The organism is Streptomyces sp. NPDC087310, assembly GCF_044744405.1.
Taxonomy (GTDB): Bacteria; Actinomycetota; Actinomycetes; order Streptomycetales; family Streptomycetaceae; genus Streptomyces.
The window spans coordinates 216,360-235,200 of sequence record NZ_JBIUYF010000006.1 but is presented as its reverse complement, the minus strand read 5'-3'; the positions used below and the strand labels follow the sequence as shown (position 1 = coordinate 235,200).

Genomic DNA, 18,841 nt, shown 5'->3' with positions numbered 1-18,841 from the left:
CGCGTGACGACGACGTCCGCCGTGCCCGTCCCACCCACCCAACCGCGCGATCTCAACTCCCCCATTGAGCTTCCCCCAGGGGAAAGGGCTGATCTTGTCGGCGATACGCAGCTCCTCGCACACCTCCCCCACCACGGCCACGGCGCGGCAGCGCCCGCCCCGGACGCCCGGCGGCGACGAGGCGTACCCGGAGAGGGGGACGCCCGCGCCGCTGTCCGCGACGCAGCAGCGGTTGTGGGTACTGGCGCAGACGGAGGGGGGCGGCGAGGCGTACAACGAGCCGGTGGCCTTCTCCCTGCGGGGGCCGCTGGACCGTACCGTACTGCGGCGGGCGCTCGACGCGCTGGTCGCCCGGCACGAGACGCTGCGTACCCGGATCGTCCCCGCGGGCGGCGAGCCGCACCAGCGGATCGACCCGCCGGACACGGGGTTCGCCCTCGTGGTGGAGGATCTGACGGGGCATCCGGACGCGGAGGAACGGCTCGCCGCGCGGCGGTACGAGGAGTGCGCCGCGCCGTTCGATCTCGGCCGGGGCCCGCTGGCCCGTGGCCGGCTGCTGGTACTGGGCGAGGACCACCACGTCCTGCTCATCACAGTGCATCACATCGTGTTCGACGGGGCGTCCCGGGACATCATGCTCCGCGAACTGGGCCTGCTCTACACGGCTTTCGTACGCGGCGAGGGTGCCGGGGGCGCCGACGCCGTACTGTCCCCGCTGACCTCGCGGTACGCCGACCACACCGCCTGGCAGCGGCGGTGGCTGGACGGCGAGGAGCCCGGCGCCGCGCAGGAGTACGCCGCGCAGAGCGCCTACTGGGCCGAGACGCTGGCCGACGCCCCGCCCCTGCTGGAGCTGCCGACCGACCGGCCGCGCCCTCCCGCGCAGGACCACCGGGGCGGCCGGGTACGGGTCCACCTCGACGCGGAGCTCACGGCGGCCCTGAAGGACCTCGCGCAGCGGCAGGGCGTCACTCTGTACGCGACCCTGCTGACCGGCTGGTCCGTGGTGCTCGCGCATCTGACCCGGCAGTCCGACATCGTTGTCGGCGCGCCGACGGCGAACCGCCGGCGCGGCGATGTCGCCGGGCTGATGGGCTTCTTCGTCAACACCCTCGCAATACGGGTCGACCTCTCGGGCACCCCGACGGGCGCGGCCATGCTGCACCGGGTGCGCGGCGCGCTCCGCGGCGCCCTGCGCCACTGCGACCTGCCGTTCGAGCGGGTGGTGGAGCTGGTCAACCCGCCGCGCAGCCCCGCGTACTCGCCGCTCTTCCAGACCATGTTCGCCTGGGTGCCGTCGCTGAGGGGCCTGCTGGAGCTGCCCGGCGTCGAGACGGAGCCGCTGGACATCCCGTACGCGCCCGCCAAGTTCGACCTGGTGCTGGCGCTGACGGAGGAGGACGGCCGGATCGTCGGCGATCTGGACTACGCGAGCGCCCTGTTCGACCAGGGGACGGTCGAGCGGTACGCGCGCTACCTGCCCCGGGTGCTGGCGCAGATGGCCGAGCGGCCCGACCGTGAGATCGCGGACCTCGCCCTCATGGACGCGCGGGAGGAGCGGGAGCTGCTGGCCGGCTGGAGCACCGGGGAGGACGGCCCGGCCGGCCCCGCGCCCTCCCTCGTCGAGCGCTTCGAGGCCCAGGTCCGCCACCGCCCCGCCGGCGCCGCCGTGGTGGCCGAGGGGGCGCGGCTGGACTACGCCGCGCTGGAGCGGCGCGTCAACCGGCTGGCCCACGCTCTGATCGCCCGCGGCGCCGGACCCGGCCAGGTGGTGGGCCTGCACGCCGGGCGGTCGGCGGAGCTGGTGGTGGGGGTGCTCGGCATCCTCACGGCGGGCGCCGCCTATCTGCCGCTCGACCCCGGCCAGCCCGCCGAGCGGCTGGCGGCCATGGTGGAGGACGCCGTACCCGCGCTGGTGCTGAGCGACCTCGCCGCACCGCCGGAGCGGTGGTGTTCCCTGACGGAGGTCGAGGCGGAGGGCGGACGTGACGACGCCCCCGGGGTCGCGGTCCGCCCGTCGGATCCGGCGTATGTCATCTACACCTCCGGCTCGACCGGCCGCCCCAAGGGGGTCGTGGTGACGCACGGCTCGGTGACCAACCTGTTCGACCAGTGGCTGGCCCGGTTCGGGGACGCCCCCGGCGAGGCGGCGTCGGCCTGGTCGAGCATCGGCTTCGACGCCTCGGTGCACGAGCTTCTCCTGCCGCTCACGACCGGCGCCGTACTCCATCTGGTCCCCGACGAACTGCGCGGCGACCCGCGGGCGCTGATGGGCTGGCTGCGGGAGCACCGCGTCACCCAGGCGTTCCTGCCCCCGGCGTACGTCAAGTGGATCGACGAGGATCCGCAGGAGCGCCTGGCGGGGCTGGCCCTGCGGCAGTTGCTGACGGGGGTGGAGTCCCTGCCCGAGACGGCGCTGTACCGGATGCGGCAGATCCTGCCCGCGCTGCGGATCTGTTACGGCTACGGGCCGACCGAGGCCACCCTCTACACCACCGCGTACACCGACTTCCGGCCGCTGGAGCGGCCCTGCCCGATCGGCAGGCCGCTGCCCGGCACCCGGCTCTATCTGCTGGACGAGCGGCTGCGGCCGGTGCCGCCGGGGGTGGCGGGCGAGGTCTGCGTCGCGGGGGCCAGCCTGGCCCAGGGGTACGCGCACCGGCCGGACCTGACGGCGGAACGGTTCGTGCCCGACCCCTTCGTCCCCGGGGAGCGGATGTACCGTACGGGCGACCTGGCCCGGTGGCTGCCGGACGGCAACGCCACCTACGCGGGCCGGGTGGACGACCAGATCAAGCTGCGGGGCTTCCGGATCGAACCCGGCGAGGTGGAGGCGGCGCTGCTGGCGCTGCCCGGCGTGCGGGAGGCGGCCGTGCTCGTCGACCGTAGCGGCCCCGGGGAGCCGCGTCTGGTGGCGGGCATCGGCCGGGGCGACGCCGAGCCCCGGCCGCCGCACATGTGGCGGGCGGCGCTCGCGGAGCGGCTGCCCGACTACATGATCCCGTCCGCGTTCGCGGAACTCCCGTCCCTGCCGCTGAACCGGAGCGGCAAGCTGGACCGTACGGCGCTGCTGGAGCACTCCCGGGCCGCGCGGCCGTCCCAGGTCAACACGGCCACCCCGCGCGACCAGGTCGAGATGGCGCTCCACCGGATCTGGAGCCGGCTGCTGCTCCATCCCCGTATCGGCATCACCGACAACTTCTTCGACCTGGGCGGCACGTCGATCTCCGCCATCAAGGTGGCCCACGCGATCCACGAGGAGTTCGGCGAGGAGCTGCCGATCCGGGACATCCTGCTGCATCCGACCGTCGAGGCGCTGGCCGAGCGGGTGCGGAAGGGCGCCACGGGGCGGCCGGGTCCCGGCGGCCCGGACGATCACCTCATCGAGTTCCGCGCGGGGGACGGGGAGCGGCGGGTGGTCTGTGTCCATCCGGCGGGCGGGACCGCGTTCTGCTACCTGTCGCTGGCCGCCGCGCTGCCCGCCGCGGTCGGGGTCCAGGGCATCCAGTCCCCCGGCATCAACGCGGGCGAGCTGCCGCTGCCGAGCGTCGAGGCCATGGCGGAGGAGTATCTGAAACGCGTCGACCCACGGCCCGGCGAGTCCCTGGTCCTGTGCGGGCTCTCGTACGGCGGTCTGGTCGCCCACGAGATGGGGCGGCGGCTGGCGGAGGCCGGACACACCAGGGTGAGTGTGGTCCTGCTCGACACCCACGGCACGGAGGACACGGCGCGACGCACGGCGATCGAGCCGGTGGACGCGGCCGAGTTCCGGGAGAAGCTCGTCCGGTTCAACGGGATGTACCCGGGCATCGAGGACGACCAGATCGACCGGTACTTCCGTATCTACAACCACAACCGGATGACCGCCCGCGACTATCTGCCGCCGCCGTCGGCGGCCCGGCTGGTGTTCGTCCAGGCCACCGCGGACGGCGAGGACGCCGAGGACGGGGCCGAGGTGCGCGAGTTCTGGCAACGACGGGCCGGGCAGGGGCTGTTGACGGAGCCGGTGGAGTGCGGCCACTGGGACATGCTGGAGAGCGACGAGGTGCCCCGGGTGGCCGAGCTGATCACCGCGGAGCTGACCCGGCTCGCCTCCGTCGCGCTGGAGGCACGATGAGACCGGGAACCGGCCTGGCGCGGGCGGTGTACGAGCAGGCGCTGCGCACCCCGCGCGCCGTCGCCGTGGCCGACGGGGAGCGACGCCTCGACTACGGTGAACTCGCCGCCGCCGGACGGGCGGTGGCCGAGGGGCTGCGCCGGGCCGGTGTCCGCCCCGGCGAGGCGGTGGCCCTCGCGCTGCCCCGCTCCTGGCGGCAGGTGTGCGCCATGCTCGGCGTCCTGCGCCTCGGCGCCCGCGTCGTACCGCTCGACCTGCAGAGCCCGCCGGAGCGGCGCCGTCACATCCTGACCGACTCGGCCGCTGTGGCGGTGATCCACGACGGGACGCCTCCGGACGCCCCTGACGCGCATCCGGACCCGGTGCGCCCACTGTCCGTCGCCGGGCTCCTCGCCACGGAGACGGGGGCCCTGGGCGAACAGGAGCTGCCGGAGGCCCCCTTCGCGGACGCACCGGTCTCCTTCCTCTTCTACACCTCGGGAACGACCGGTGTTCCCAAGGGGGTCGAGGTACGGGACGCGGGCATCCTGCGCCTGGCGATGCCCGGCTACATCCGTACGGCCGAGGGCGCGCGCTTCGCCGCGCTCGCCAACCCGGCCTTCGACGCGATGAGTTTCGAGGTGTGGGTGCCGCTGCTGACCGGCGGCTGCTCCGTGATCCTGGGCGACGAGGCCGTGCGTACCCCGCACGAGCTGGCGGCGGCGCTGGAGCGCGAGCGCATCGACACGGTGTTCGTCACGACGGCGCTGTTCAACGCGGTGGTCGACACGGTGCCCGACTGCTTCTCCGGGGTCGGTCAGGTCCTGGTGGGCGGCGAGCAGCTCAACGCGGCCCTGATACGCCGCTGGTACGAGCACAACGCGTCGAGCGCGACCCGGCTCCACAACGTCTACGGGCCGACGGAGGCGACCACGTTCGCCCTGTGCCATGCCATCCCGCGTGACTTCGCCGGGGACCGCGTACCGATCGGGCGGGCGCTGCCGGAGACCGGGACCCTGCTGGTGGTTCCCGGCACCGAGCGGACGGCAGAGCCCGGCGAGACGGCCGAACTCCTCTTGTCCGGCGCCGGGTTGGCGGCCGGGTACCGCCGTCTCCCCGAGGAGACGGAGCGCCGCTTCGTCCGGCTTCCCTGGCACGACGGCGGCCGTACCCGCCACTACCGCACCGGTGACCTCGTGCGCGCGGACGCCGACGGTGTCATCGAGTACATCGGGCGCGCCGACCGCCAGGTGAAGGTCCGTGGTTTCCGGATCGAGCCCGGCGAGGTGGAGCGGCGGATCGTGGCGCACCCCGCCGTGCGCCAGGCGTATGTGTGCACCCGGCGCGACGGGGAGTACGGGCCGAACGAGCTGCTGGCGTACGTGGTGTGCGAACAGGGGCTGTCCTTCGAGGAGTTCGACCGTCATCTCGCGGCCGGGCTGCCCGCCTACATGCGCCCGCACCACCTCCACCGGGTCGACGCCCTCCCCCGCAACGCCAACGGCAAGGTCGACCGGGCGGCGCTGCTGCGCCGCGGCACACCGCCCTGGCGTCCTGACGGCGGCGAGGATCCGGCCGTGGTCACCACCGCCCGGCAGCGTGAGGTGCTGGACCTGGCCTCGGAGATCCTCGGCGTACCGGACGTACGGCTCGACGACCGCTGGATCGCCCTCGGCGGCGACTCGCTCAAGGCCCTGCGGCTCCGCTTCGAGGTACGGCGGCGCTGGGGCCGTGAACTGCCCCAGCGGGCCGTGCTCGACGCGGACCTCGCCGGGATCGCCGAGGCGGTCGGGGACATGGCTGACGGCGCGGCCGACGGCATGGAGGAGGTACCGGCCGCCGGGGGCGCGGGTGGTTCGCCCTATCCGGTGCCCGCCGCCCCCTCCGGAGCCCGGACCGCGCCCGCCACCAGCGAGCAGCAGCGCCTGTGGTTCCTGCAACAGCGCTTCCCCGGATCCCGGGCCTACCACGTGGGCCAGGCGTTCCGGCTGGACGGTACGGTCGACGCGGTCGCCCTGCGCCGCGCGCTGCGCGGGCTGGTCGAGCGTCACCCGGCGCTGCGTACCGCCTTCGAGGCGGCGCCCGAGGGGCTGCGCCAGGTGGTGGGCGAGCCGTACGACCCGTGGAGCGAACCGGGTCCCGGCGCGGCCCGCGACGAGGCGGGCGCCGTGGCCTTCACCGACGCCTTCGTCGATGCGTTCACCGACGCGTTCTTCGGCCACCCCTTCGAGCCGGCGGAACCCCGGATGTTCCGGGCGTGCTGGCTGCCTTCGGACGGCGGCGGGGTGCTTCTGCTCCATCTGCACCACATCGCGGTCGACGGCTGGTCCCTCAACGTCCTGCTGGCCGACCTGTCCGCCGGTTACGCCGACGCGCTCCGGGACGCGGACACACCGACACCGGCGGAGCCCGCGCCGCTTCCCGCGCCGCTCCCCGAGTCCGGGGCGCCCACCCCGCTCGACTACGCCGTCTGGCAGAACGACTGGTTCGCCGCCCCCGCCTACCGGGAGCAGCGCCGCGCGCTGCGCGACCACTACGCGGGCCCGGCGGGGACTGCGGAACAGCAGTCCGTACCGCCCACCGCCCACCCCTTCTCCCCCGGGCGGCTGCTGCACACCTCGCTCGACGCGGGACGCCGCGCCTCCGTGGACCGGCTCTGCGCCGAACTCGGTCTGACCCGCTTCGAGTTGATGTACGGCGTCTTCGCGTGCTCGCTGTACGGAGTGACGGGCATGACCCGGCCACGCCTCGCCGGCCCGGTGGCCAACCGGCCGGTGCGGGAGTTCGAGGACAGTGTGGGGATGTTCGCCAACACCGTTCTGCTGCCGCTGACCGTAGCGCCCCGCGCCGGTCTGCGGGCGCAGGTGGCACGCCTGGGCGCCGCTGCGCGGGCGGTGCTGGAGCGGCAGGACGTGGCGCTGGCGGATGTCCTGGCCGACCGGGAGAGCGGCCCGGGGACGGCGAGCGGCCGTACGGGCGGCGTCGGTACGGGCGGCGTCGGCACGTCACCGTTCGACTTCCTCTTCGTGCTGGAGAACACCGATTTCAGCGCGCTGGCCCTGCCGGGGTGCGACTCCCGGCCCGTGTGGTCGGCGCCCGCCGAGGCCAAGTGCCCGATGACCCTCTCCGTGGTCGAGCGCGCGGACGGTCTCGACTGCCTGTGGGAGTACGCCGACGACCACTTCGAGGCGGCAGAAGTGGCGGCGCTGGCCGACCTGTTCACCCGGGGTCTGGACCTGCTCGCCGAGGGGGCCGCCACGACCCCGGCCGAACTGGCCGCACCGTACCGCCGCACCCTGCCCGAGCCGGGCCTCGGGGCGACGGCGCCCCTGACCTGGACGACGGTGGCGGAGGGGTTCGCACGGCAGGTCGCCAGGGCGCCCGCCGCGCCCGCCCTCAACGACGGTGGGCGCGACGTCAGTTACGCCGAACTCGACACCTACGCGGCGGCCCTCGCGGCCGAGCTGCGCGCCGCCCATCGGCTGCCGGAGGAGGACGACGCCCCCTGCCATGTCGCGCTCCACCTCGAACCCTCCGTCGAGCATGTGGTGGCGCTCCTGGCCCTGGCCCGGCTCAACCTGACCGTCGTACCGCTCGACCCGTCCTATCCGCCGGCCCTGCTGCGGGGGATCCTGGAGCGGGTGCGCCCGCTGTGCGTCCTGCTCCCGCCGGGCGGGGAGGCCGCGTTCGACACCGTCGACCCGGGTGGCATCGCACGGCACACCGTCGCCCTGTCCACGGCCACGGCCCCGCCCGTACCACCGCACCACGGCGCCCGGCCGCTCTACACCCTGTTCACCTCGGGCTCCACCGGCGTCCCGAAGGGGGTGCGGGTCTCCGACCGTACGCTGTGCAACCTGCTCCAGTGGCAGGCGGAGTCCGGCGGTCTCGCGGGGTCCGCCGTCACCCAGCAGTTCTCCATGCTCTCCTTCGACGTCTCCTTCCAGGAGATCTTCGGGACGCTCTGCGGCGGCGGCCGTCTGCATCTCGTACGGCCCGCCTGGCGGCAGGATCCGCCGGCCCTCCTCGCCCAACTGGAGTCGTCCGGCGCGGAACGCGTCTTCATGCCGTACGTGGCGCTGCAACTCCTCGCCGAACACGCCATCCACCTCGGCCGGTACCCCACGCGGCTGCGCGAGGTGGTGACCGCGGGCGAGCAACTCGTGTGCACCGACGCCATCCGACGGTGGTTCGCGGGGATGCCGGGCGCCCGGCTGTTCAACCACTACGGTCCCACCGAGACACACGTGGTGAGCGCGCTCCGCCTCGACGGCGACCCGGCGCACTGGCCGGAGCGCCCCGCCATCGGGCGGCCGGTGGCGGGCGCCGTGCTGCGGGTGGTGGACGGGACGGGCGAGCCGGTTCCGCCCGGACACACCGGCGATCTGCTGATCGGCGGCACGATGGCCACCCGCTGCTACCTCGGCGACCCGGCGCTCAACGAGACACGGTTCGTGGAGGTGCCCGGCCTCGGCCTCTTCTACCGCAGCGGCGACCGCGCCTCCTTCGACCGGGAGGGCCTGCTGCACTACCGGGGCCGGGACGACCGGCAGATCAAGCTGAGCGGCCACCGGCTGGAGCTGGGCGAGGTCGAGGCGGCCCTGCTGCGCCACCCGGAGATCGTCCAGGCCGTGGTGGTACGCGACGGCGAACGCCTGGTGGCATGCCTGCAGTTCCGCGGCCAGGCGCCCACGGCCGACACACCGACGCCCCGGACACCGATGCCCCGGACACCGCCGGTCGGGACACCGACCGTCCGGGCGCTCACGGCGCATCTCGCGCCGCTGCTGCCGCCGCATGTACGGATCGACCGCTTCCGCCGGCTGGACGCCCTGCCCCGTACCCCCAGCGGCAAGCTCGACCGCGAGGGCGCCCTGCGCGCCCCCGGCGAGGAGCTGCCCCGCGACAGCGAAGGACCGGGCGGCATCGCGACCGTACCCCCGGAGACGGTGGCGGGCGGTCCTTCGGGGCCGGAAGCACGGCGGGAGGCGCGGCCGGAAGCACGACTGGAAGCGTGGCCGGAAACACGGCTGGAGGCACGGCTGGCCGCGGCGTTCGAGGCGGCGACGGGCTCACCGATCCGCTCCGACCAGACCTTCTTCGACGCCGGGGCGTCGAGCCTCGGTCTGATGCGCTTCCATCTGCGCTGCACCACCGAACTGGGCCTGCGCCTCACCGTCGCCGACCTCTTCGAACATGTCACCCTCCGCGCGCTGGCCCGTTTCCTCGACGGCCGGACACCCGCCACCGACCCCGCCACATCTCGGCCCGGGGCCACGGCCGGTGAGCCCATCGCCGTCGTCGGCATGGCGGTACGGCTGCCGGGCGCCGCCGATCTCGGCGCGTTCTGGGAGATGGTGCGGACGGGCGGCAGCGGGATCGAGTACTTCGACGCCCCCGACGGTGTCGTCGGCGCGCGCAGCCAACTGGACGGCCCGCTCGCCTTCGACCCCGATCACTTCTCCCTCAGCCGGCAGGAGGCCAGGCTGATGGACCCCCAGCAGCGCCATCTGCTGATGAGCTGCGCCGACGCGCTGGCCCACGCGGGCATCGCCGATCCGTCCGCCCTGCGCGTGGGGCTGGTCGCCGGCGCCGGGGAGAACACGTACTTCCAGGCCATGCTGCGCGAGGCCGACCCGGCGCTCCTGCCCGACGGCTTCCAGCTCGCCCTGCACCACGAGAAGGACTTCCTCGCCACCAAGGCCGCCTACCATCTCGGCCTGACGGGACCCGCGTTCACCGCCCAGGCCGCCTGCGCCAGCTCCCTGGTCGCCGTCCATCTCGCGGCCGGTCTGCTGCGCCAGGGCGACGCCGACGTGATGCTGGCGGGCGGTGTGCTGATCGACCTGGAGCTGACCGACGGCTACCGCTACCGGCCGCAGCACATCTTCTCGGCGGACGGCCACTGCCGGCCCTTCAGCGACGACGCGAGCGGCACCGTCGGCGCCAGCGGGGTCGGGGTGGTGGTGCTCAAACCGCTCAGCCTGGCCGAGCGCGACGGCGACACGGTCTACTCGGTGATCACCGGCTCCGCCCTCAACAACGACGGTTCCGAGAAGCTCAGTTACAGCGCTCCCTCCCTCACCGGCCAGCGTGAGGTGATCCGGGCGGCGCTGCGCCGCGCCGGCCGGACCGGGGCCGACCTCGGCCATGTCGAGGCCCACGGCACCGGCACCACGCTGGGCGACCCGGTCGAGGTAGGCGCCCTGCGCCAGGCCCTCGACGTCACGGAGTCCGGCCGCTGCGCCCTGAGTTCGGTCAAGAGCCAGATCGGGCATCTCGGCGCGGCGGCCGGGGTGGTCGGGCTGATCCGGGCCACCCTCGCCGTCCATCACTGTCTCATCCCGCCGCACTCCGACTTCCGCGCCCTCAATCCGCGGATCGGCCCGGATCCGACGCCGTTCCACATCCCGGCCGAGGCACGGCCCTGGCCCGCCGGGCGGGACCGGGTGGCGGCGGTGAGCAGCTTCGGCATCGGCGGCACCAACGCCCATGTGATCCTCGAAGCGGCCGGGCGGGACGGTGCGTTCGGGCCGGCCTCGCCCCCCATCACGCCCTGTCTGACGCTGTCGAGCAGCAGCGAGAGCGCGCTGCGCGCCGACGCCGCCCGCATCGCCGGTTATCTGACGGACCACCCCGAGGCGTACGGAGAGGTCCTGCGCCATGTGCAGGCGGGCCGGCCCGCGCGCCGCTGGCGGATCGCGGCGGTCTGCCAGGACGCCGCCGAGGCCGTGGCGTGGCTGCGTACGGCGGTCCCGGTCGCGGTGGACCCGGCCGGGGACCCGCTCCCGGCGACCGGCCGTACGGCGCGGGAGCTGGCCGAGGCGTGGACGGCCGGGCGGCCGGTCGACTGGCCCGCGGGCCCCGCGCAGGCACCGTGGGACTTCCCGCCGCCCGCCTTCGCGACGGCGGAGTACGACTTCGCGCGGGCCACCCACCCGACCGACGGGAGCGGCCCGGCGGTCGAGGAGGGGCCGCGACGGCTTCCGGAGGCCGCCTGGCTGCACCAGCCCCAGTGGGTGCGGCTGCGCCACGCCGCCACCACGACCGCGGCGCGCACCTCCCGGCTTTTGGTGGTGATGACGGACGGTCCGGTACGGGCGGAGACGATCCGGGCCTTCGAGGCCGGCCACGCCCGGGTGGTGCCGGTCGTCGCCGCCGGTGGGTTCGCGCGGCGGGACGACGGTGGGTTCGAGGTCGACCCGGCCGACCCCGCGTCCCTGCGCACGCTCCTCGACGCCCTGGCGGAGGCGGGCCGCGACGGCATCGACTGGCTGCACACACTGCCGCTCGGGCTCGAAGGGCCGGTCGGCTCCGACACACTGGAGCGCGCCCGCTGGGCCTGCCTCGACACACCGGCCGCCCTGCTGCGGGCGGTCGCGGAGGCGCCGGGGACGCCGCGGTTGCGTCCGTGGTGGCTGTCGTACGGGGCGCGGCCGGTGGACGGTCCCGTACGGCGGCCGGAGGCGAACCTGCTGGCCGGGGCGGTGGAGGTGGCTCCGCAGGAGGGTGCGCCGGCCGGGCGGTGGCTGGATCTCCCGAGCGCGGAACCGGCCGACTGGGCCCCGCAGGTGGCCGCGCTGCTGGCCGGATCCGATGACACCGACACCGACACCGCGACCGCGCTGCGGCAGGGCTTCTGGTGGGAGCGGATCACCCTGCCGGTGTCGGCGGGCGGGGACGGCGCAAGCGGCCTGGAGGGCTTGGCGGGCGCCGACAGCGTCCATCTCGTCCTCGGCGGTACGGGCGGGATCGGCACCGCCGTCGCGGCCTGGCTGCTGGAGCGTACCGGGGGCCGGGTCCTTCTTCTGGCCCGAACACCGCTGCTCCCACCGGAGTTGACGCCCTGGGCCGACCGGGTCGAGCTGATCGGGGCGGATCTCGCCGGGACGGCGCCCGAGGAGGTCGCGGCCCTGATCGGCGGGCGGACCGGGCGCCTCGACAGTGTGATCCACGCGGCCGGGGTGGCGGCGGGCGGCCTGATCGCCCGGCGTGACGCCACGGCGATGCGCGCGGCGACGGCGGCCAAGGTGCGGGGCGCGCTGCTGACGGAGCTGCTGATCGCGCGCCACCTGCCGGGGCTCGCGGTCTACTGCTCCTCGATGTCGGCGCTGCTCGGCGGTGTCGGCCAGTTCGACTACGCGGCGTCCAACGCGCTGCTCGACGGCTTCGCCCACCACCGGTCCGGTGACGGGGAGACCACGGTGCGGCTCACCGTCAACTGGGACGTGTGGCGCGAGGCGGGCATGGCGTTGCGCGCGCCGCGCGCGGACGCCCGCCATCAGGCGCATCTTACGGTCGGCCTGACCGTGGCGGAGGGAAAACGGCTGTTCGGACGGGCCGTCGCGCTGCGGCTGCCCCAACTCCTCGTCTCCACCACGGATCTCGACGCGTCCCGGGTGTTCTACGAGGAACCGGCGGCGCACTCCCCGGCGGCCCTGGCGGCGACGCCCACGGACGTCGCGGTGGGGCTGCTCACCGACCGGCTGTGCGAGTGGATGGGGGTGGACCACCTCGACCCGGACGTCCCGCTGTACGACCTGGGCGCCGACTCGCTGACCATGCTCGACCTGATCAGCGAGGTCAAACGGCACTTCGGGGTCGAACTCGAACTGTCCTGGCTCAGCCACCGGGTCTCGCTCACCGAGATCCTGACCCGGCTGGCCACGGTGCCCCGCGACGGGGCTTCTCCGGACGGGCCCTCCTCCGACAGAACCTCTTCCCACGCGGCCTCTTCCGATGTGGCCTCTTCCGACGTGGAACTGGAGATCTGGCAGGAGGGCACCGGGCGCGACGTGCTGTGTCTGGTGCACCCGGTCGGCGGCGACATCCAGGCGTACCGCTCGCTGGTCTCGGCGCTCGACCCACGGCTGACCGTCTGCCTCATCCCCGACCCGGCGCTGCGCCGGCCCGGCCTCCCGGAGTGGACACTGGCCGACCGGGCCCGCCGCTACCACGCCGCGCTCCTCGCGCGCTTCCCCGCCGGGGAGTGGCGACTCCGGCTGGCCGGCTGGTCGTTCGGCGCCTGGGTGGCCGCGGAGATGGCCGCCGAGGCCGAGGCGGCCGGCCGGGCGGTGGCCTCGCTCGACCTGCTCGACCCGCCGCCGCCGGGCTCCGGGGCGCGCTTCCAGGCGTACGACGAGACCCAGCTCGACACGGTGTTCGCGGCCGAACTCGACCACAGCGGGGGCGCGTCGGCCGGGGAGAACGCGCGGGCCTACGCCGAACGGCTCGCCGCCTGCTGCCGGGCCAATCTGCGCAGCATGGCCGCGCACCGGGTACGGCCGCTCGCGGCCACCCCCGCGCGGTTGTGGCCGGCCCGGCGGCCGGTGGCGGGCGTTCCCTCGCTGGGGTCGCCGGAGGAACAGTGGGCGCTGTGGCGGCCGTACCTCCCGGAGCCCCGCTCCTGGCATCCGCTCGACACCACCCACTACGGGGTGGTCCGGCAGCCGTACGTGGCCGCGGTGGCCGAGGCGATCAACGCGGCCACGTACGACACCCCCCGAAGCGGCTGACCCGGCGCGCGCGGGTCGCGTCCGCGCAACGCCCTTGTGTGCCACCCTCGTTCGCCCACCTCACAGGAGGAAGTTGTGGAGAGTTACGAACTGGAGGCGCTCGCACGCGTCACCACCCGGCCCGCGAAGGAGTACCGGACCCTGGAGGTCGCCCCCCTCACCCCCGTCATCGGCGCCGAGGTCTCCGGCGTGGATCTCTCGCGGGAGCTGTCGGAGGAGCAACTGGCCGAGGTGAAGGAGGTGTTCCTCGACCACCATGTGCTGGTCTTCCGCGACCAGGTCCTCACGCAGGAGGACCACAAGCGCTTCGCCGGTCACTTCGGTGAGCTGCGCCCGGTCAACCCGCCGCCGCCGGAGGGCGATCCGTACATCCTGGAGATCAGCACCACCGCGGAGGCGGCCAACGTGGCCGGCAACGGCTGGCACGCCGACGGCACCGCCGACGCGGAGCCCTCCCTCGGCTCGATGCTCTATCTCACCCGGGTGCCGGAGCCGGGCAGCGGGGGCGACACCCTGTTCGCCAACATGCACCTCGCCTACGAGATGCTGTCCCCCGCCCTGCGCTCCCTCCTCGACGGTGTGACGGCCGTGCACGACGGTCTCGTCGCCTTCCAGGGGCAGACTCCGCCGCCGGGGTATGTGGTCCCCAAGAGCGAGCATCCGCTGGTGGTGCGCCACCCGGAGACCGACCGGAAGATCCTGTACGTCAACCGGGCGTACACCGCGCGGATCCCCCAACTGTCGTCCGACGAGAGCCGGGCTCTGCTCGACATGCTCTTCGACGTGGTGCCGAACCGGCCCCTGCTGAGCTGCCGGGTCCGGTGGACGCCCAACACACTGGTGTTCTGGGACAACCGCTGCGTACAGCACCACGCGACGTACGACTACTACCCGTACAGCCGCTACGGCCAGCGGGTCGCCATCAACGGTGGTCCGCTCAAGGGCTGAAGCCCCCCTTCGCCGGGTCCGCCGCCACGATCGCGACGGCGGACCCGGCGGAGCGCGGGACGTCCCCGGATTAATATTCCGTGGTGTTGACGAAATTCCGCGCGCCTTCGCATGCTGTACGGCATGCCACCCAGGACGGCTCTCCGGCAGGACACCGGCATCCTGGACGACTGAGAAGGGCGTGACTGATGACCAGTTCGGAGAACGAGTCGCACGTCGACCGGCGGTCCTTGCTGGCCGGTGTCGCCGGTTCCCTGGCGGTGACGGCGGTACTCCCCGCGGCGACCGCGCAGGCCGCGCCGACGGGGGCCGGGCCGTCGCAGGCGGCGTCGGTACAGGGAGCGTCGGGGCGGCGGTATCCGCCGAACCGGCCCGCCCTTGAGCCGTACGGTCTCGCGGACACCGGGGCGGACCTGTGGCCGCGCGAGGACAACTCCTTCGTCCTCCCCCTTGAGTTGCGCCCGCGGGACAAGGCGCGCGGCCAGGTCTGGATGCGGGACACCTACGTCAACTGCTTCGTCGTCGACGGACGTCCGCTGTACGTGGCCACCGGCACCACCCGGGTACCCGGGCTCGAAGCGGCGGGCCCGTGGAACGACGGCATCTTCGTGTGGACGTCCCGGTCCCTGCGGGGGCCGTGGAAACTGGCCGACACGACCCGTATCCGGCCCGGCGCCGAGAAGGGCAAGGTGTGGTCGCCCGAGTTCGTCGGCGAGAACCGGCGCGGCCGTACGGTGGTCGCTCCGTGGCAGGAGTACTGGTACGACGACCGGTTCGGCAAGCGCGGCCAGGCATGGGCCCCGGAACTCCACTACTTCCGCGGCAGGTGGTACATGGTCGCGTGCATGGGCGACCACTCCCGGAAGGTGGGTTCGTTCCTGCTGGTGAGCGAGGGCGGGGTGGAGGGCCCGTACCGGCTCGTCGAGGGCAACCTCGACAAGCCGTTCGGCGACTCGTTCATCGGAGGACCGGCGTTCATCGAGCCCGGTGCCTACCACCACATCGACGGCAGCCTCTACTCGGAGGGTGACGAGGCGTGGCTCGTGCTGCACAACAACCTGTACGCGAAGTTCCGGGACGACATGGAGGACATCGTCACCACGACAAACCTCCCCGCGTTCCGGCAGACGCCCTACACACCGGAGCCGTATCTCGAAGGCGCGTACGTCTTCAAGTACGGCGGCATGTACTACCTCCTGCACGCCGCTTGGGACCGGACGTCGATCGACCCCGACGGCAGCCCGAGACACGCCTACGTCCCGCCCGGCGACGGCCGGGTGCAGTACCAGTACGACGCGGTCGTCGCCGTGTCGGACCGTTTCGAGGGCCCGTACTCGAAGCGGTGGACCGCGGGCGTCGCCGCCGGTCACAACAACTTCTTCGTGGACAGCGGCGGCGACCTGTGGGGGACGTTCTTCCTCAACCCGAACTTCGGCCACTGGTCGAACCCCTCACGTATCGCGGACGCCGCCGTGCCCGGTGTCGTCCGGCTGGAGTGGACCGGGCCGAAGGGCAACCGCCTGTACGTCCAGCGCGCGGACCGGAGCCGTACGGTCAGCGACTGAGCGGGTCGGCGGGGCCGCCCGGAGCGGAACGGGCCACCCGGAAGCCGAGGTTGCCCGTGGTGCTGTCCGGGGTGTTGGCGGTGCGCGCGGCGACCCGGTAGCGGTTGCAGTACGAGTCGTGGCAGAGGTACGAGCCGCCGCGCATCGCCCGCAGCCCCGGCGCCCCCGGGTGCCAGAGGTCCGCCGTCCACTCCCAGACGTTGCCCGACACGTTGAACAGCCCGAAGCCGTTGGGCGGGTACGCGTGCACCGGAGCGGTGCCCGGACAGCCGTCCTCGGCGGTGTTCCTGTCCGGGAAGTTCCCCTGCCAGATGTTGCAGCGGTGCGCTCCGCCGGGGGTGAGGTCGTCGCCCCACGGATAGCGGGCCTGGTCGAGCCCGCCGCGGGCCGCGTACTCCCACTCCGCCTCGGTCGGCAGGCGCCCGCCGTCCCAGGCGCAGAAGGCGACGGCGTCCGCCCAGCTCACATGGGTGACCGGATGGTCCCAGCGGCCGTCCAGCGCGCTGCCGGGCCCCTCCGGCGCGTCCCAGCGGGCGCCCTCCACACCGCACCACCACGGGGTGGCGGCGGGGCGCGGCGACGCCTCGCGCAGCGGCTCGGGCAGGAACGCCGCGAAGACGTAGCTCCAGCCGAAGAGTTCGGCGTCGCAGCGGTGACCGGTCGCCTCGACGAAGGCGGCGAAGCGCGCGTTGGTCACGGCGTGGGCGTCCAGGGCGAACGGGGCCACGGTCACCTCGCGTACCGGCCCTTCCCCGTCGCCGGGGTTCGCGTCGCCGTCCTCGCCGCCCATCCGGAACGTGCCGCCGGGCAGCTCGATCCGGGTCCGGTACGCCTCTGCCGCGCCCGCCTCGGCACGGGGCGCCGCCGGGGCCGTACCCACGACCGGGGCTTCGGCCGGCCCACGGGCGGGCGCGCAGCAGGAGCGGGCCGCGGCCCCGGAGCCGGCCCCGGAGCCGGAGTCCGCCGGGTTCACGCGTGTTCCTCGCGCGCCCGCCCCGCCCCGGCGTCGCGGTCGGGTGCGTTCTCGAACGCCGAGAGCGTGGTGTCGTAGTCGGTCTCCACGTCGTACATCGGTGTCATCCAGTGGAAGAAGTTGTCGCCGCGCTCGCGCAGCAGGCCGTAGAGCGTACGGGTCAGTTCGGCCCGTACCCCGGTCAGTTCGGGATGGTCGTAGCGGTTGTGCAGCTCGTCGGGGTCGGTTCCCAGGTCGTACAGCTCGTTGCGCGACTCGGGGTTGACCACCAGCTTGTAGCGGCGGGTGCGCAACATGCGCTGGGGGTAGGGGAAGTGGTGGCCGTGGAACTCCGCGAGGTGGTGCCGCGCCCACTCCGGCCGTTCCCCCGCGGCCAGCGGGAGCAGGCTGCGGCTGTCCACGGCCGGCCCGGTGTCGCTCCCGGCGAGGTCGAGGATGGTGGCGGTGCAGTCGGTGAGCGAGACGAACTCGTCGCGTACCTGGCCGCTCGGCGCGCCGGGGACCTTCAGGAGGCCGGGGATCCGGTAGATGTCCTCGTACATCGCCGGGCCCTTGTCGTGCAGCCGGTGGGAACCGGTGAACTCGCCGTGGTCCGCGGTGAAGAACACCGCGGTGTGCTCCTCCAGGCCCAGTTCGCGGACCGCGTCGAGGATCCGTCCGATCTGTTCGTCGATGAGGGTCACGTACCCCCAGTAGACGGCGATCAGCTTCCGGCTCTCCTCCAGCGGCATGGTGTCGAAGGCCCACAGCTTGCTGTAGTTGCTCTGCACCGGTGGTTTCGCGGCGAAGGTCTCGCTCACCGAGGCGGGCAGCTCGACCAGCGCGGGGTCGTACATGTCGTAGTACGTGTCGGGGAGGATGTAGGGCAGGTGCGGGCCGAAGAAGTGCGTGGCCAGGAAGAACGGCCGGTCCGAGCCGGTCCCGGATTCGGCCGTGGCCTCCCCGGGCGCCGTTCCGACCCCGTCCGCGACCCAGCGGCGCAGCATCTCGACGGTGCGGGTGGCGAGGTAGTGCTCGAAGGTCGCCTCGACCGGCTGGTGCAGCCGGGCGGCGAGGAGGTTGCCGGGGCTGCCGTTGGGTGTGGTGCCGCGTACGGGGTCGGTGATGCGGTACGGGGGGAGGCCGTGCTCCGCCAGGTAGGCGAGGTAGTCCGGGTGGTCCACCGGGTTGTGCCAGCCCGCCAGGTCGGGGCCCTCGAAGCCGTAGTCGGCGGCGGTCCGCCGCACTCCCCCGTGCCACTTGCCCATCAGCCCCAACCGGTAGCCCTCGGAGCTGAGTTGTCCGGCGAAGGTGAACTGGTCGTCGGCGAGGTCTTCCAAGTAGCCGACATTGCGTTCGTAGTTGGCCAGCAGCTTGTGGCGGAAGGGCGCGGCGCCGGTGAGCAGGCTGGCGCGGGCGGGGGTGCAGATCGCGGTGGGGGTGTAGCAGCGGTCGAACCGGGTGCCTTCGGCCGCGAGCCGGTCCAGGTTCGGGGTGCGGACGTGAGGGTTGCCGTAGGCGCCGAGGGTGTCCACCCGGTGCTGATCGGTCATCAGGAAGAGCATGTTGGGGCGCACGGGGACCCTTTCGGTTCGATCGGTTCGGGGTCGGCGGGGTCGGGAGCGGCCGGGGGCGGGGCGGCGGAGTTGGGGCGGCGGAGTTGGGGCGATCTCGACCGGTGCCACGCGAGGCATGTTCCGGCCCGCACCAGATTTATGTCAATGGTGCGAACAATAATCACCCCTCCGACCGCCGCTCCCCTGCC

The 18,841-nt window shown here is 73.6% G+C and carries 6 protein-coding genes; 4 read left to right on the top strand and 2 right to left on the bottom strand.

The annotated features are described in order from the left end of the window. The first annotated feature begins 94 nt into the window (after positions 1–94). The 4 genes from ACIO3P_RS23915 to ACIO3P_RS23900 all read left to right on the top strand — a co-directional run bounded on the left by ACIO3P_RS23915 (position 95) and on the right by ACIO3P_RS23900 (position 16,124). Entirely contained in the window at positions 95–4,117 is a 4,023-nt protein-coding gene (locus tag ACIO3P_RS23915; protein WP_401852096.1) for an amino acid adenylation domain-containing protein, read from the top strand. Continuing rightward, complete coding sequence (locus ACIO3P_RS23910; protein ID WP_401852095.1) at positions 4,114–13,611, top strand: amino acid adenylation domain-containing protein; 9,498 nt, start codon at positions 4,114–4,116, stop codon at positions 13,609–13,611. Before ACIO3P_RS23915 ends, ACIO3P_RS23910 begins: the two co-directional genes overlap by 4 nt. A 75-nt stretch (positions 13,612–13,686) precedes the next feature. After that, positions 13,687–14,559: a TauD/TfdA family dioxygenase gene (locus ACIO3P_RS23905; RefSeq protein WP_329825412.1), complete on the top strand. Its 873-nt coding sequence runs from the start codon at positions 13,687–13,689 to the stop codon at positions 14,557–14,559. A gap of 188 nt (positions 14,560–14,747) precedes the next feature. Beyond that, on the top strand, positions 14,748–16,124 hold the full coding sequence (locus ACIO3P_RS23900) for a family 43 glycosylhydrolase (RefSeq protein ID WP_401852092.1): 1,377 nt from the start codon (positions 14,748–14,750) through the stop codon (positions 16,122–16,124). Here ACIO3P_RS23900 and ACIO3P_RS23895 read toward each other — a convergent pair. Next, complete coding sequence (locus ACIO3P_RS23895; RefSeq protein WP_401852090.1) at positions 16,114–17,097, bottom strand: formylglycine-generating enzyme family protein; 984 nt, start codon at positions 17,095–17,097, stop codon at positions 16,114–16,116. The genes ACIO3P_RS23900 and ACIO3P_RS23895 overlap by 11 nt on opposite strands. Next, a complete protein-coding gene (locus tag ACIO3P_RS23890) occupies positions 17,094–18,641 on the bottom strand; it encodes a sulfatase-like hydrolase/transferase (protein WP_329825851.1) in 1,548 nt (515 codons plus the stop codon). The genes ACIO3P_RS23895 and ACIO3P_RS23890 overlap by 4 nt, the downstream gene beginning before the upstream one ends. Positions 18,642–18,841: the final 200 nt, after the last annotated feature.